The organism is Magnetococcales bacterium (assembly GCA_015231175.1).
GTDB lineage: Bacteria > Pseudomonadota > Magnetococcia > Magnetococcales > DC0425bin3 > HA3dbin3.
Window position 1 is genome coordinate 12,331 of the sequence record JADGBZ010000043.1, and the last position, 15,475, is coordinate 27,805.

General features: G+C 56.7%; 12 protein-coding genes. 3 read left to right on the plus strand and 9 right to left on the minus strand.

All coding sequences use genetic code 11. The features are described from left to right. Window positions 1-108: 108 nt before the first annotated feature. A complete protein-coding gene (locus HQL63_10115) occupies window positions 109-3,336 on the minus strand; it encodes a response regulator (protein ID MBF0177184.1) in 3,228 nt (1,075 codons plus the stop codon). A gap of 66 nt (window positions 3,337-3,402) precedes the next feature. Continuing rightward, on the minus strand, window positions 3,403-3,804 hold the full coding sequence (locus HQL63_10120) for a response regulator (GenBank protein MBF0177185.1): 402 nt from the start codon (window positions 3,802-3,804) through the stop codon (window positions 3,403-3,405). 439 nt (window positions 3,805-4,243) lie between these two features. On the opposite strand from HQL63_10120, the gene HQL63_10125 reads away from it, so the two are divergent. Both HQL63_10125 and HQL63_10130 read left to right on the plus strand, forming a co-directional pair. Then, window positions 4,244-4,459, plus strand: coding sequence for a hypothetical protein (locus HQL63_10125; protein MBF0177186.1), 216 nt, complete (start codon window positions 4,244-4,246; stop codon window positions 4,457-4,459). Between the two features lie 718 nt (window positions 4,460-5,177). Then, window positions 5,178-6,524, plus strand: coding sequence for an ion transporter (locus HQL63_10130; protein ID MBF0177187.1), 1,347 nt, complete (start codon window positions 5,178-5,180; stop codon window positions 6,522-6,524). A 208-nt stretch (window positions 6,525-6,732) separates the two neighbouring features. Here the strand turns inward: HQL63_10130 and ruvC are convergent, their stop codons facing one another. The 3 genes from ruvC to HQL63_10145 all read right to left on the minus strand — a co-directional run bounded on the left by ruvC (window position 6,733) and on the right by HQL63_10145 (window position 8,461). Continuing rightward, window positions 6,733-7,224, minus strand: a complete 492-nt coding sequence (ruvC, locus tag HQL63_10135) for a crossover junction endodeoxyribonuclease RuvC (protein ID MBF0177188.1) — start codon at window positions 7,222-7,224, stop codon at window positions 6,733-6,735. Window positions 7,225-7,228: 4 nt separating this feature from the next. After that, complete coding sequence (locus HQL63_10140; GenBank protein MBF0177189.1) at window positions 7,229-7,978, minus strand: YebC/PmpR family DNA-binding transcriptional regulator; 750 nt, start codon at window positions 7,976-7,978, stop codon at window positions 7,229-7,231. Between the two features lie 96 nt (window positions 7,979-8,074). Next, window positions 8,075-8,461, minus strand: coding sequence for a Rieske 2Fe-2S domain-containing protein (locus HQL63_10145; protein ID MBF0177190.1), 387 nt, complete (start codon window positions 8,459-8,461; stop codon window positions 8,075-8,077). 143 nt (window positions 8,462-8,604) lie between these two features. On the opposite strand from HQL63_10145, the gene HQL63_10150 reads away from it, so the two are divergent. Continuing rightward, complete coding sequence (locus HQL63_10150) at window positions 8,605-9,186, plus strand: DnaJ domain-containing protein (protein ID MBF0177191.1); 582 nt, start codon at window positions 8,605-8,607, stop codon at window positions 9,184-9,186. A gap of 594 nt (window positions 9,187-9,780) precedes the next feature. Here HQL63_10150 and HQL63_10155 read toward each other — a convergent pair. The 4 genes from HQL63_10155 to HQL63_10170 form a co-directional block, all read right to left on the minus strand. Beyond that, the gene (locus HQL63_10155) at window positions 9,781-11,352 is read right to left on the minus strand and encodes a M48 family metalloprotease (protein MBF0177192.1); all 1,572 of its coding nucleotides are present in this window, start codon (window positions 11,350-11,352) and stop codon (window positions 9,781-9,783) included. A gap of 20 nt (window positions 11,353-11,372) precedes the next feature. Next, complete coding sequence (locus HQL63_10160; GenBank protein MBF0177193.1) at window positions 11,373-12,119, minus strand: MotA/TolQ/ExbB proton channel family protein; 747 nt, start codon at window positions 12,117-12,119, stop codon at window positions 11,373-11,375. Window positions 12,120-12,139: 20 nt separating this feature from the next. Next, window positions 12,140-12,910 (minus strand): OmpA family protein, encoded by a 771-nt coding sequence (locus tag HQL63_10165; protein ID MBF0177194.1) that lies wholly within the window; start codon window positions 12,908-12,910, stop codon window positions 12,140-12,142. A gap of 193 nt (window positions 12,911-13,103) precedes the next feature. Continuing rightward, on the minus strand, window positions 13,104-15,158 hold the full coding sequence (locus HQL63_10170) for a hypothetical protein (GenBank protein MBF0177195.1): 2,055 nt from the start codon (window positions 15,156-15,158) through the stop codon (window positions 13,104-13,106). Between the last annotated feature and the right edge of the window lie 317 nt (window positions 15,159-15,475).

Genomic DNA, 15,475 nt, shown 5'->3' on the forward strand with positions numbered 1-15,475 from the left:
CTTAGTCCAGGGCAGCGCCCTGGTGGGGTTCGGGGCAAAGCCCTGACAAAGGCCTTCATATCCAGGTTTTTTTTGAGATGGTGCCGGATAGTGACCCCAAATTTGCTGCTACCCGGCATCGATGGTTGCCTGAAGTGCCGTCACCGCTTTTTCCACCTCTTGGGCAAGCTCTTCAAGGATGGTGGCGAACTCTGCCCAGTTTTTCATTTCCGCCTTGCCGGCGAGCAACATGGCCTTGATCCGAACCCTGGAGGCACCAACCTGGGTGGCGACGTTTTTCAGCCAGTCGGCACTCTTGTGGGCCTGGAGGGGATCCTTGATCTCCAGTTGCCGCCGCAAGGCGTTCAACTTTGCGGGCCCTTCCCGCAAGAAGAGGTCGCGCTGGCGAGCAAAATCAGCCGGGTCGCCAGGGGCTGGTTTGAGTACGGGCGTTTCGTTGGTTTTGGCGGTTTTGGGAAGGGATTGCCGGACAGGAGGGGTGGATTTGACAAGAAACGGAGCGATGGCCTCGGTCAACTCTTGGGGCCGATAAGGTTTGCGCAAAAATCCATTCATCCCCTCTTCCAGGCAACGTTGTTTGACCTCTTCCAGGGCGTGGGCGGTCACGGCGATGATCGGTGTCTCTTTCTTGCTGCTCAGGTGCCCGTCACCAGCACGGATGATGCGCGTGGTTTCATGGCCATCCATCTCTGGCATCTGTAGATCCATCAGGATGAGATCGAAATCGGCGCGGGCCATGGCTTCGAGGGCTTCCATGCCGTTGTTGGCCACCGTGACCCGATGTCCCCCCCGTTCGAGGATGGCCAGCGCCAATTTTTGGTTGTTGATCAAATCCTCTACCAGGAGGATGCGCGAGGAGTTTTCCAGGGGCTTGGGAAGGGGTTGTGGCTCGGTTTTGGCTGCGGGTTGGGAACTCTGTGGGGAGGTCGGGACGCCCATGGCCTGCTTGATGGACCGAAGCAAGGCAAACCTTTTGACCGGCTTGCGGCAGCAAACCTGACCATCCAGGCGGCACACGCTTTCGACATCCTCCAGGCGCAGATGAGTCGGCAGTAGGAGAACTACATGACCATGCCATCCGGCATGTTCGCGCCAGGCCGACGAAGGCTGATTCTCCTGGTCAATGATACCGTGATCCAATATCAGGAGATCAAAGGGGCGTGCGAGCTTTTTGGCCCGATCCAGATTGGCCAACATGTCGGTCACATCGACAGAATCCTGGACCAGAAGACCAGCCGAGGTCAGGGTTTCGCGCAGAATCTCCCGGCCAATGGCGCTTTTCCAGACCGTCAGGACGGAGAGACCGGCCAGGGGTTCTGCCGGTGCCTGGCCTACCCGTTCCTCCATGACCCGCCCTGGTTGTTCCGAGCTGCGCTTGCCCAGGGAGAACTCGGCGGTAAAATGGAAGGTGCTGCCAAATCCCTCTTCGCTTTCCAGCCACATCTCTCCATTCATCATGGTCACCAGGCTGCGACTGATGGTCAACCCCAGTCCGGACCCGCCGAATTGACGGGTTGTGGAGCCGTCCGCCTGGGTAAAGCGTTCAAAGACCCTGTCCTGCCGGTCGCGCGGGATACCGATACCCGTGTCGGAAACCGAAAAATGCACCGTAACCCGATTGCCCACGCCGGGAGGCCGCAGCCTGGCGCCAGGAACCTCCCCGGGTCTGGCCAGGCGCACGCGCAGCACCACCTCTCCTGCGTCGGTGAACTTGATGGCATTGCCAAGCAGGTTGATTAAAATCTGGTTGAGGCGGAGCGGATCGCCCACCAGGGTTTCCGGCAGATCCGTGGCGACATGGCACAACAGGTCCAGATCTTTTTGGTGCGCCTTGACTGCCAATCCTTCACAGGCCGTTTCGATCCGCCCCAGCAGGTCGAAGGAGATCTGCTCCAGTTTGAGATGTCCCGCCTCGATCTTGGACAAGTCCAGGATGCCGTTGATCAATTCCAACAGGGAGCGGGAAGAGTTTTGGACAATCTCCAGGTATTCACGTTGCTCTGCGGTGGGATTGCCCTCCATCAGCAGGTCGGTCATGCCGATGACCGCATTCATGGGGGTGCGGATCTCATGGCTCATGTTGGCCAGGAATTCGCTCTTCGCCCGGTTGGCCGATTCCGCCACGGTCAAAGTCTCTTCCAGGGATTTGACCAGTTGTTTGCGTTCGGTGATGTCGTGCATGAAGCCAGTAAAGAATAACCGCCCGTCGTTGACCAGGGAGGTCAGCGCCATCTCCAGATCGATCAACAGGCCATCGTGCCGCAGTCCCTGGACCTCGATGCGCCGTTTCAGGTTGATGGCCCCCTCACCTTGGGAGAGCCTCTGGGCAAAGGAAGCCTGATGACCTGCACGCGCATGGGGAGGCATGAGCGTATCGACGATGGGTTTTCCCAGCATCTCGTCGCGGTTGAAACCAAATAATTTTTCTGCGGCGGGATTGAAATCCACCATGCGGCCATCTTTGTCGATGGTGACAATGGCATCCAGCGCACTCTCCAGAACCGACTTGAGGTGATTTTCCCGGCTGCGAAGTTTGACCAGGGTCTCTTCCAGACGTTTGGTTCGTTCCTGGACCAGATCTTCCAGGGCCTCGTGTTTTTCGATCAGTTCGACGTTTTGCGAAACGCGGCAGAACAGCTCCTCGTTCCGGAACGGCTTGGTCAGGAAGTCGTTGGCGCCGGCCTTGATAAACTGGGCGGCGAGATTCATGTCGCCATGCGAGGAGAGCCCAATGATAGCAACGTGATCCCGCTGGTATTTGGCGCGAATGCGTTTGGTCAACTGGAAACCATCCATGCCGGGCATCTCGTAATCGGAGATCACCATGCGCACATTGTTTTCGTCCAAAATTTTCAGGGCCTGCTCCCCGTCCGCCGCTTCCAAAACCTTAAAACCATGCAGGCGCAGAAACCGGCACAGGCTGTAACGAAAACTGCGAGAATCATCCACCACCAAAACCTGAATATTTTGATTCTGGCGCAGGCGTTGAATAAAATAAATAACAGAATCAATAACGTGTATATTATCTTTAATGAAATAATCCAGCACCCCCTTGGAGAGAACCTTGCTGCGCAAATCCTCCTTGAACTCGCCGGTCAGGACGATGCAGGGGATTTTGTGGGAGAGGATCAGATCGACGATTTCGCCATCGGGGGCATCGGGCAGATGCAGGTCGAGAATACCCAAAAAGCATTGACCATGTTGGGAGAGGCTCCATTTCTTGGCCTCGGCGAAGGTACGGGCAACGACCACTTCGCAAGAAAAAGCTTCTTGCAAACGGCTGCGCAACAGGGAAGCAAAACTCCGTGAATCTTCAACGACCAGCAGAGAGTCCATGACCACGCACCCCCAAATGAAAAGGCCGAGGCACCATGGGAAGAGTGCCGAATGGATACCCAGGCTTTATGATTCGATCAGGCAATACTCTTTGAGTTTTTGGATTATTTTTGTCGATGTGATCGGCTTGGTGATGTAGTCGTTGCAGCCACCCTGGAAGAAAGCCTTGGCGAATTGTTCTTCGGTATCCAGGGCGCTGATCATAAAAATAACGGCAGGAGAACTCTTGGCAACTCCGGCCTTTTCCTCGATTTCCCGCATGCGCGCCAGGGCCTTCTGGCCATCCATGACCGGCATCATGATGTCTAGACACACCAAGCTGTAAGGGTCGCCATCCTCCAGCGCAAATTGAAAAGTTTCAACAGCCTCCAGGCCATTCGCCGCAAAATCACAGGAACCGTACCTGGACAGGATTTTTTCCAACAGCATGCGATTGTTGAATTGGTCATCGACGATCAAAAACCTCATGGTTCAGCCTCGAAACAAGGTCATCCCGGCAAAAAACCCGGGTGTTGCAGAACGTCTCCGGTAGTTGGATGTCGCGGCTTGACGTGTGGACCGCCCAATCCAACATCCCCCCATGTCAATCACGCCGGAAATGTACATGATGCCTCGCATGTTGGCCATAAAGAACTTGACCAGGGAAGTCTATTTTTTCCTGCCCGGATGATTTTTCCCCCGGTCGGCGGCACGCCTTGCCGGGAGAGTCAGCACACCAAGGCCCTGCCAGGGAGTCAGCCCTTTGGATCCTGACTTGTGACCGGGCGATGAACGGTGATTGCTTTTTGTCGGCAATAATTTATTTATTGGCATTACTTTTGCATCGATTTGCCGTCAAGGCGTCAAAAACAGCCGTGAGGGGATTTGTCTACGGAAGGCTACGAGAAAATAAAGAAGGAGGATGGTCATGAAACATTTTCAAGTTGACAGCGGTGGCGTTGGATTTTTTTTGTGTCACAACGGCAGGATCATCGCGGAGGGATTGACCCGGGACGAGGCTGTGGATGCGGCTGACCATCTGGAAAGGCTCTTCTATGAGACCCCCGTGGAGAGTTTTGGCAACCTGGTGGCCTTTCAGTCTGCGGTTGAGACCAGCGGCAGTCGCATCCGGAATCAAGTCTAGCTGCACACCGGGCAACCTCAGGGTTGCCGAATCGATTGCAGGGTGTCACTATTCGGCACCCTTGCAAGATAAGCCTGGACATGAAAGCCTTTGTCAGGGCTTCGCCCCAAACCCCATCAGGACGCTGTCCAAGGCCCTGCCAGGGAGCCAGCCCCCTGGACCCCGAGCGTGGCCGGGTGCTGAATGGCAACTGAACATGGGGTGTCTGAACGATTACGGGACGAGAGTCGTTATTGCCCAGGGCAATCGCATTTGAAATAGTGTGGCACTGCCCCCCTTTCTTGTAAACCTGCAATACATCCGCCTTCTGACGCAAAAAAAATGCGCCAGAAGGCGGACCGAAGCCCGCCCCCTGGGCCTTTTTTGCCAACGGCGCAAAAAAATCCTGATTATTGCCCTTTACGAACCGCAAATACTACCACTACGATGCTGACTCTGACATGCGTGGCGCGGGAGGGTCCGTCAGTTTGAACGGAAGGGTTGTCCGGCGTTTCGTGCGAAAGGCACTCGTAACCTTTCACCACCCTTGCAAGAAAAGCTTGGACATGAGTAGCTATTCACCACCTTTTCAAGAAAGGCTTGGATATGAAAGCCTTTGTCGGGGCTTTGCCCCGAACCCAACCAGGACTCTGTCCTGGACCTGCCAGGGAGCCGGCCCCCTGGACCCCGGTTTGTTGCCTGGTGGTGAATTGTTACAGGCGCTCAAGGTTGATTCGAGATGTCCTCCGAATTGAATTCTTTTTTGATTCCCAAGGGTCGGTTTCGCATCTATTGGGACTATATCATCCTTGCGGCTGTTGGTTGGTACGGCGTTTCCGTGCCGATTGCCATCGCTCTGCGCCTTGACACCCCCCAATGGTCCTTCATCCTGGATGTCGTTCTGACCGTCTTCTTCGTGGTCGACATCTACGTCAATTTTCACACCCCGTTCCTGAAGGATGGGGAGCAGATCAGGGATTTGCGAGCCATTCGCAAACGCTATCTGCGGCGCCGGTTCCTCATTGACCTGATCTCCACCATTCCCTGGGAGCTTCTGGCCACTGCCCTGTTTCTCCATGGCAGCGATGCCGAGACGTTGGCCATCCTGCGTATCATGCGTTTGACGCGGATGCTCCGTCTGGCCCTGGTTCCCAGCGTGGTCGCCGACTTGCGTTCCCATACGGAGCATGCCTTGGTGGAAACCATCCGATTGGGCGCCAGCCAGCGGGTCAAGGTTATCATGATGTTGTTTTGGGTGGTGATCGGCATGAATTTGTTGACCTGTGGATGGATCATGATCCACGAAACAGCCAACACGGATCCCCTATCCATTTATATCCAGGCGTTTTACTGGCTGGTGGTCACCGTGGCCACGGTGGGGTATGGAGACATCACGCCGTCGACGGATGCCTCGCGCGTTTATGCCATCGTGGTCATGCTGGTGGGCATCGGCATGTATGGTTTCATCATCGGCAACATCTCCACCACCATCGCCAATGCCAATTCGTTCGAGAACCGCCGACGGGAAAAGTTTGCCGCCCTGGCCCAGTTCATGAGAACCTTCAACATACCCTTGCACCTCCAGGGAGATATATTCAGTTTTTACAATCATTTTTTGACAGAAAGGGCCGCACTGACCTCGGAAATTCTCCAGGAGTTGCCTCCCGAGCTGCAAAGGGAGATCAACAAATACGTCAACATGGTCATGTTGCAACATGTTCCGTTTTTCAGGAACGTGGGAGAGGCGTGCCTGGCCGATCTGGTGGAATGCCTGACCACCCGGATCTGCACCCCCCGGGAGCTGGTGTTGCAGGCCGGTGAAAGGGGAGAGGAGATGTATTTTCTGAGTCACGGCGTCGTCGAGGTTTTGACTCCGGAGGGACACCCCCTGGTCAAATTGCGGGCCGGTTCCTTCTTTGGTGAAGTGGCCCTTCTGCGTGACATCGAGAGAACGGCGACCGTGCGTTGCATCACCTTCTGCGACCTCTATGTCCTGAGCCGGACGGATTTCACCCGGGTCATCAAGAGCTACCCGGGTATCAGCGACCAGTTGAGTGCGGTGGTTTGCGACCGCTACGATGCATAAGATAAGTCGTAACGATGCATCCTCGTCGAGGGTAACCGTTCAGTACCCCTTCAAGAAAAGCCAGGACGGGAAAGCCTTTGTCAGGGCTTCGCCCCGAACCCCACCTGGGCGCGGTCCTGGAACCGGCAGGGAGCCAGCCCCCTGGACCCAATGTGTGGCCGGGTGGTGAAGCGTTACCCGTTTTCAATCGTTTTTTAGGTGGGTACGATCATGGATGCAACCGGTGTCGAGGGGATGTGCTCTGGTGCACATGGCACAGGGCCACCGCCAGTGCGTCGGCTGCGTCTGCCGGGGCAACCTGTCCCATACCCAGGAGCACGCGAACCATCTCCTGGACTTGATGTTTCTCAGCCCGTCCATAGCCAACAACCGACTTTTTGACCTCCAGGGCGGCATATTCATGGACCGCCAGCCCGCTTTGGCTGGCGGCGACGATGGCGGCTCCGCGTGCATGTCCCAACTTCATGGCGCTTTGAACATTGTGGGCCAAAAAAATGGACTCGATGGCGGCCACCTCGGGCTGATGTTGGTGAATGACACCGCACAAGCCACGAAAGATCTCCGTCAGGCGTTCCGGGAGGGGCGAAGCGGCTTGCGTGCGGATGGTTCCATGGGCCACATGGCGCAGGTAATTGCCATGGGCCTCAACGATGCCCCATCCGGTTACGGTGGTGCCCGGGTCGATCCCCAAGGTGCGCACCCTCTCAACCGTTGCTCAGGCGTTCCATGACATCATCCGGGATATCAAAGTTGGCGTAGACCCGCTGGACATCGTCATGGTCCTCCAGGACATCCATGAGCTTGAGCATGCTTTCGGCGGGTTTTTCCCCCAGGGTGACGGTGGTTTGGGGGCGCATGGTGATCTCGGCGGAGGCAGGTTTGTCGAACCCTGCCGTGGCGAGCGCCTGGAGAACTTTTTCAAAATCCTCGGGTCGGGTGATGATTTCGAAGCCGTCGCCATCGGCGATCAAATCTTCGGCGCCGGCTTCCAGGGTGATCTCCATGAGAGTCTCTTCGGAGCCCTCATCCAGCAGAATCTGTCCCTTCTGGTCAAAGAGATACGAAACACAACCCGTGGTTCCCAGATTGCCGCCATGTTTGCCGAGCAGGGAGCGCACATCCGCCACCGTGCGATTGATGTTGTCGGTGAGGGTATCCACCAGGATGGCCACTCCGCCGGGTCCATACCCTTCGTAGCGCACCTCCTGATACTCCACCCCATCCATATCCCCTGTACCCCGTTTGATGGCCTTCTCGATGGTATCCTTGGGCATGTTCTGGGCTCGGGCCGCAGCCATGGCGGCCCGTAGGCGCGGATTGGCAGAATGATCCGCACCACCAGATCGGGCGGATATGGTGATCTCGCGGATCAGTTTCGTAAATATCTTGCCCCGTTTGACGTCCTGCGCCCCTTTGCGGTGCTTGATGTTGGCCCATTTGCTGTGTCCTGCCATGCTCGGCTCCAAAAAAAGATTGAAAAAATGGGATGGTTGCGCAGAGTCTACCATGCCAAACTGTTTTATTGCAGGGCGCTGAATGGTGATTCGGCTTCAAGCCTGGGTGGCCAAAAAAATTTGGCCATCCTGCACATCAACAGGTACCGGGAGCAAGGACTCACCGTGGCAATCGCCCCAGGTGCACAGGCCATCCTCGGCCCGGAAACGGGCGCCATGGACACTGCACCGGATCGTTTCCGGTTCATCCCGCAGCAGGAAGGGCCAATCAGGACGTGGTGGGTTCAGGGGCACCTGAAAGTGGGGACAGGCGTTGACATAGGCCCTGGCTCTCCCCGCTGCAAGAGGGACAAGAAACAGGCGAAAGGGCTTGTCAGTGGTTTCTCCCCAGATGAATTCACGCCCCAGGGTGCCGGTCAACTCGTCCAATCGGCAAAGGTACGTTCCAGGTAGTGGTGCATGGTTGCGTTGTTGCCAAGTCATCGTGATATACCTGGGTCTTGCCCCAAACCCCAGGGGAGACGACACCCTGGATTTGCCTGAAAACCAGTCCATCGGGTCTCGATTCGACACCCGGTTGCGAGCCTGAGCAAGATGCCATAATGTCGCCGGCCATGGAACAGACAATGCCCAACGATCTGCATGGAGAGCCCCTGCTCCTCCTTTTGGAAGAGATTTTGATGCTCCACCCGGAAGGGATGCGGGAGTACGAACTCTACCGCACCCTTGCCGACCAGGGCACCCCTCCTTTTGCCGACAGGAACTTGCGGGACTCCCTGGACCTTTTCCAGACCCATTTTCTCCTTTTTCATCTGCTCTACACTTTGCGGGAACGGCTGCGGCGGGAAGGACGGGGCGATCTGGAGATCCATTGTCTCAAGACGGTGTTGCAACCGTGGCAGGGCGTAACGGATGCGGTGCCGGATATGCTCGACCCGCTGGGTGCATACTATCTGAACCTGGAAAACATGACGACGACAGGCCGGGAGGATGTGGAGGCCATGCTTGCCGGTTTTTGGCGCAACTTTCGCCAACAGGGGGAGCGGGAACAGGCCTGCCGGATTTTAGGTCTCTCCACCCAGGCAACCCGGGAGGAAATTCGGCAACGTTTTCGCGATCTGGCCTTCACCCACCACCCGGATCAGGGCGGCAAGCCGGAACGATTTCAGGAAATCGCCTCGGCAGCAGCCATCCTGCTGCGTTCGTGATCCCATGACCGTATGGATCGGCCATGATACGCCTCCGGAAGCGGTTTGATATAAACCCGACATAACCATTCACCACCCGGCCACGCATCGGTGTCCAGGGGGCTGGCTCCCTGGCAGGGCCTGAGACGGTGTCCTGGTGGGGTTCGGGGCGAAGCCCTGACAAAAGCTTTCATATCCAGGCTTTTTTTGCATATGACAACGCCCTGGTGGGTTCGGGGCAAAGCCCTGACAAGGGCTCTCATGTCCAGGATTTTCCCAAAAGGGCTCTGGATGGTTACCATTTATCATAGCCAACTGGTAAAAATGGGGTAACAATGGAACCATTCTGTGGGAATCGAGTCTGACCCTAACGAGGGGGGTGCATGTTCTTACCTCTTTCATGGTGGGGACGGAGCCGCCTGGGGAGGCATGGCTCTTCTTGCCAGAGTGCCTTGTCGGGTGGGTTCGTGCAGAGTGCTGGTTGGTGTCTCTCCGGGGCTGTCTTTGCGGTCACCTTTTCCTTGGGTTCCTGGTGTGATTTCAGGAAGTAAGGGCTATCTCGTGGTGTGTGGCAGAGGTGACCGGCAAAGCGGCCCGGGAGAGACTGGGGCTCCCTCAGGGCATCAAGACGACATCCCCTTTCAGTCCTTCTTTGTCGCGCAACGTGACCTGGGCGGCGTCGGCTTCCGAGCGGGTGGCGTAGCTGCCGACGTAGAGGCGGTAGTAGGGCTGTGCCTTAAGGTTGATCTCCTGGGTGGTCGCAAGGAAGTTGCGCTGCGTCAATCGGGTTTGGATTTTGGCCAGTGTGTCGGCGTCCGAGTATGACCCCAGGTAGACGAAATAACCCTTGCCCGGCGTCGAGCCGTTCGCTGGGGTCGCTGCGGGTAAGAGGGCGGCGCCTGGTTTGACAGGGTTGCTGGTGGTTGGCGATGCGGCGTGTGGGACCAAAGTCGCAGGCAAACTCTGGCTGCCGGATTGGCCAAGGGTGGTCGGGGGTTCGGGGGGAACATCCGGGTTGGCCTTGCGGTAACTGGCCTGCATGACTGGAGCCATGGCTTCCGTGGTCGGGCGGACGGCGTCATTACGAATCAGCAGGGCGTCCGGGATCTTGGCAAACCTGGGAATATCGGGCCGCAAGGGTTGGCGGTCGGCTATTTTTTGTACCAGTTCATCTGCCAAGGCACCCTTGATGGATGCACGTTCCGAGTCCGCAGGGTGGGTCATGGAGGTAGGCCAAATGTTGCCGGGCATTTCGGCGGCCAGTTTTCTGTTCGTTTCGATCGCCTTTTTCGGATCATATCCGGCCAGGGCCAGGATGTAGACCCCGAGCATGTCCGCCTCCTTTTCAAATTCCCTGGAGTAGGCCATGCGACCGACGAGGGCGCCCCGCTCGGAGAGCCCCCCGTCGGTATTGACCCCCTTGGAGGCGAAGAGAATATCCAGGATGAACCCGCCAAGCTGGCCCATCTTTGTGTTGATGATCCCTTTATCGACATGCTTCATGATGTTGTGGGCCATTTCGTGGGCTATGGCATCGGCCAGGGCGTTGTCGTCCAAGATACGGATCAGGCCGGGCGAGACCACGATGTGTTTTCCGTCGGCGTAGGCATTGATCTCGTCGTTTCTGTCCAGCATGGGAGGATAGCTGCAAATGGGCACGCCACCTGAAATGGTTCCCATGGCTTTGCCGTCCCGTATGAACTGGTAGGTAAAACGACCGGGAACGTTTGGTACGGTGACAAGTTTATCCCCCAGTTGCACGCCCGAGTGGGAGGCTGTCGAATTTGGATGTATATAAAACACCGTGCCGATTGCACCATAATTGTAATGAATTTCCGCCGCACGCATGATGTTTGTGCTGATAGTTTTAAAATTATTTTTGGTCATCACCATCACGCCGTTTTCTTGCGCCAGATTTTCCTGGGGACAGAACGGTACGGCGGCCTGGGCAACATCGAAATAGAGCCTGTAGATTCGATTGAGTTGTCTATGGATATTTTCCAGATACAACAACGATTGGTGGATGGCTTCGCGTTGTTGCTGTTCATCCGAGGCCGTGCGCATCTGGATTTCGGGCCGCTGACAGCCGGTCAAAAGGAGACCGGCCAGCAATCCATAACCGAAAATTGTGACAAGGGCCCTGGAGCCGACTTTGCCGGTGGCGCAAGACAAGTGATATCGAATCATTTCGGGTGTTCCGGGAGAACCTATTCGGCTTCCCTCTCCCTGCTGGAGAGCACGGTGCGGAGGGACTGCTCCAGCATGCGCGGATTGACCCCCTTCTGGATGCCGATGATGCCATCCATGATGACCTGGCAGCGCAGTTGCTCCTCGCTGGAGTAGTGGTGGAGCTTGATGCCGATGGGAATGGTCATCATGTTGGCGACGATGGCCCCATAGCAGGTGGCGAGCAAAGCGGTCCCCATGGCCGGGCCGATCTTGGAAGGATCTTCCATGTTGGCAAGAAGTTCGACCATGCCAATGAGGGTACCGACCATGCCCATGGCCGGAGCCGCTTCGCCCATCGAGTCGAACATGACCACCCCCACATGGTGACGGTGCGCCAGATATTCGATCTCCTTGCCCATCACTTCGCTCAAAAATTCAGGGCTGGAGCCGTCCACGCAGTGGTTGATGGCATTTTGCATGAATGAATTTTTGGTCTTGTACTTTTCCAGGGCGAGAATGCCATCTTTGCGAGAGATGTTGGACATCTCCACCAACTGGGCAATGATGTCATTGATGTTGTCCTTGGGCAGCAGGAACGCCTTGGAGAGGATGGCGCCGGTGTTTTTCAGATCATGCAGACTGAATTTGACAAAGGTAGAGGCGATAAGCCCCCCAAACACAACCACGGCTGCATGGGTACTGGCGAACATGGTGATCTTGCCTGCCGAAAGGAAGGCCAGAATGAGCAAGGCGCCAAACAGTCCTATGATGGTAGATATGTCCATGGTTGAGATATTCCTTTGTTCTATGGCTTTTCAGGTTCTTGAGGATACTGACCGGAAGAGGCGTTTCCAGGTGCATCATCGACCTGGGGTGTGTTGGCCATCTCCTTGAGGATGACAATCTCGACGCGACGATTGGACTTGCGGCCTTCTGGCGTATTGTTGCTGGCGATAGGCTGGTACTCGCCGAAGGTCGTGGCCCGCACACGTTCAGGTTGCAACTCTCCTCCGGCTATCAAGCGGTTGGCAACCGCAGCGGCCATGCGCGCCCCCTGGAACCAGCTTGTCGTCTCCAACTGTCCCGGGACGGTTTTTTGGGAGTCGGTATAGCCACGGATTTCGATGGCGTTGTAGCCGCCGGCCAGGACATTGCCGATCTGGTCCAGAACGGCGCCGACATCGGAGTTGAACGTGGCCGATCCGGGGGAGAGCAGGGCCTCCTCCTTGATGGTGACATGAAATCCGTCCCGTTTCTCCTCCACCATGGCCTGGCCGTTGTCGACCAGGGCACTGACCATGACGCGGACCTTTTCGCGCAACTCCACAAAATGCACGGCCTGCTGAAACTCGGTACCGATCAGATTTTGCCCGGTAAGAATGGGGTTGATCGCCTGAATCCTCTGCACGCCGAACGCATCCTTCATCGCGCCGGCCAGCTCCTCGAAGCGGGCTTTCTGGACGGAAGAGTAGGCAACGATGATCACGAAAAAACAGAGAAGGAGCGTGGCCATATCGGCCCAAGATATGAACCAGAGAGGCGTTCCCTTCTTGCAGACAGGACATTTTTTGGCCATGCGTTTTTTCCCACAGAATGAGTGACCGTCAAGCAGGCATCACCTGGCAACAACCGGTCCCCGACGACACCAACCCAGTTTGGCAAGGATTTTGACGGTAAGTGCTGTCTGGATATCCAAATGAAGCAAACTTCAGACCAGAATGAATGGAGGCCATTCAGTCAACCGTTCGGCACCACCCGAAAAATAGACGTCAGGAAGGGGTTTCCGGAGTCTGCCGTGCGGGACGCATCTTGTAAAAAAAATCGTCGGAACTGATGTATTCCGACATTTTGCGCAGGGTGGCATGCAGGTTGTCCGCCTTGAACTGCGCCAGTTGGCGTTCGAGGTTGTGGCGTTGGGTTTCCGGCAGGTAGAGATCGCATGGCGTCGGTGCCGGGCGGGGGGTGCCGTGCCGGTTTTCGGCGCGCCAAGTCAAAAAATCGTGGTGCAGATCCAACCTTTTTTGGCTGACCAGGGCCTGGTTGCCGGTCAGTTCAATGCGCAATTCCCGGCTCAGGTGCAGCACCTCCGCGAGTTGCGCCCGTGCCGCATCCGGGGCCTGATGGTCGGTCAGCAAGGTCTCGCCCACCTGGCGCAGCAGGGCCAGGAATGGATCGAGATGATCGAGCAGAATCTTGAAGGTGAGCTGAAAGTTGAGTTTGCCGAACTGGCCGGACTTGAGTCGGGCAAAGGGGTCATCGGCGCACCAGTAGGCGCTGAGGCTGGCAAAGTCGGGAAAATTTTCCAGATCATGGTCTGTCCGGAACCACTGCATGAGCTCCGCCAGAGGGCCGTCCGTGGTGCGGAAGGCGGCGGCCACGGCCAGGATGGCATCCAGCGGGTGGATGCCATACCCTTGCAAAAGCTTCAGATAGTCGATGAAATATTGACGCGACCACATGAATTGGATCAGGGCATGGGTGAAGCGGCAGGAGCGCAGCTCTTCCAGGGACATGGTGGTGGTGGCCAGGACGATCTCCTGGCCATCGATCACCCGGACGCCTGCATATTCGCCGAAAGCTCCGTCCTGGATGCGCCAACCCACGGTGCGAAAATAGCGCGCGCGGGAGTCCGGCGTGTTCATGGCGGTGCCCGGCAGCAGATAGAGATTGAAGTTGACCATCTCCACCCCTTTGTCCATCAGGAGCCGGTTGGCGGCCATGTGGGAGGCCAGGGTCTCCTCCGGCAGGCCCAGGATCAGCTCGGAGAAGACGGTGATTTTTTCCTCACCAGCCCGGAGCGTCGTCACGATCTCCTCGACCTTTTCCAGGGGGAGGTTGGTGCGTTGGATGGCTGCCAGGACTTTCGGGTTGTTGGATTGCAGGGTGGCGGTGATATCCGACAGACCGCGCAGGGCCTTGGCCACCCGCATGACCCGTTCCGGGTTGCCTTTGTTCCATTGGATGGAGCAGTGGCCGGGAAAACCGTGCTGGCGGTGGGCCGCATACAATTTTTCAGCAATTTTTTCATCGCGGGGCAGAATGCTGAAGTTGGCATCGGCCAGGAACAGATTCATCGCCTTGTGGCAGCGTTGGCTGACATAATCGATCTCGGCAAAGACGCGGTCATCGCTGAAGCGGGTCAATTTGCCGGCGCCGATACCCCAGGCGCAAAAGGTGCAGCGGTAGGGGCAGGAGCGGTTGGTTTCCAGGATGGGTGTCATGGGCTCTGCAAAAAACGGATCCAGCAGGCCGGTAAGATAGGGAGAAGGGATGGCGTCCAAGTCGGGCAGAGGCGGCAAGGGGGGGGTCACATGGACGGCACCGCCAAACCCATCGGCGTTGACCAGGGATCCCGGGGTGGGTTCCTGTCGCCACCGTGGCAGGCTGGCACCACAGGCCAGAAATTTTTCGAGCAGGGTGGCAAAGCCCACTTCACCCTGGTTCAGGACAAAGGCATCACAGGCGGGTTGTTGGGCAAAAAAGGCCAGCGCACCGGTTGTATCGGCGTTGAGATCGGTCATGTTGGGACCGCCGCCCACGGTCAAGGCATGGGGGTGCAAACTCTTGACGATACCATAGACGTGCCGATTCAGGTTGCTGTTCCAGACATAGTGGGAGAGGCCCACCACGCTGGGGCGTTCGTGGTTGAGGGCTTCGATCAGGTGTTCCGGGCGTTTGAAGAGGCGAATCTCCAACTCCCCGGGCAGGGATTGTTGAGCATGGCTGCCGATATAACCGACGTTGAGCGGAAAGGTCCACTGCCCGATGCGACCGCCGGTGTGAACGAGATCCCCCAGAAAGACGACTGTTTTGGATTTTTTCATGCGCGTGGTGTTCCTTCAGGTGACGGGCCTGTTGTGACGCTGCAAGAAATGTTCCTTGCGTGATCCATACCTTTCCTTTTGACATGGGACGCGGCAAAATTTTCGGCATAAGACAGCATGTCATTCCTGAAAACAATTTTTGACTTGCCGAGGTAAAAAATTATTGAGGATGTGCAGGTGGATATGATACAAACCTCTGGGAAACAGTTTTATACTGTAAGGGTGGCCGGCAGAGGGGGGTAATCCTCTCGGTTGCCGGCATGTTCATGACCAGATGGGAGAAGACAACATGTTTCGCAGTCGAGAAAATGATGACA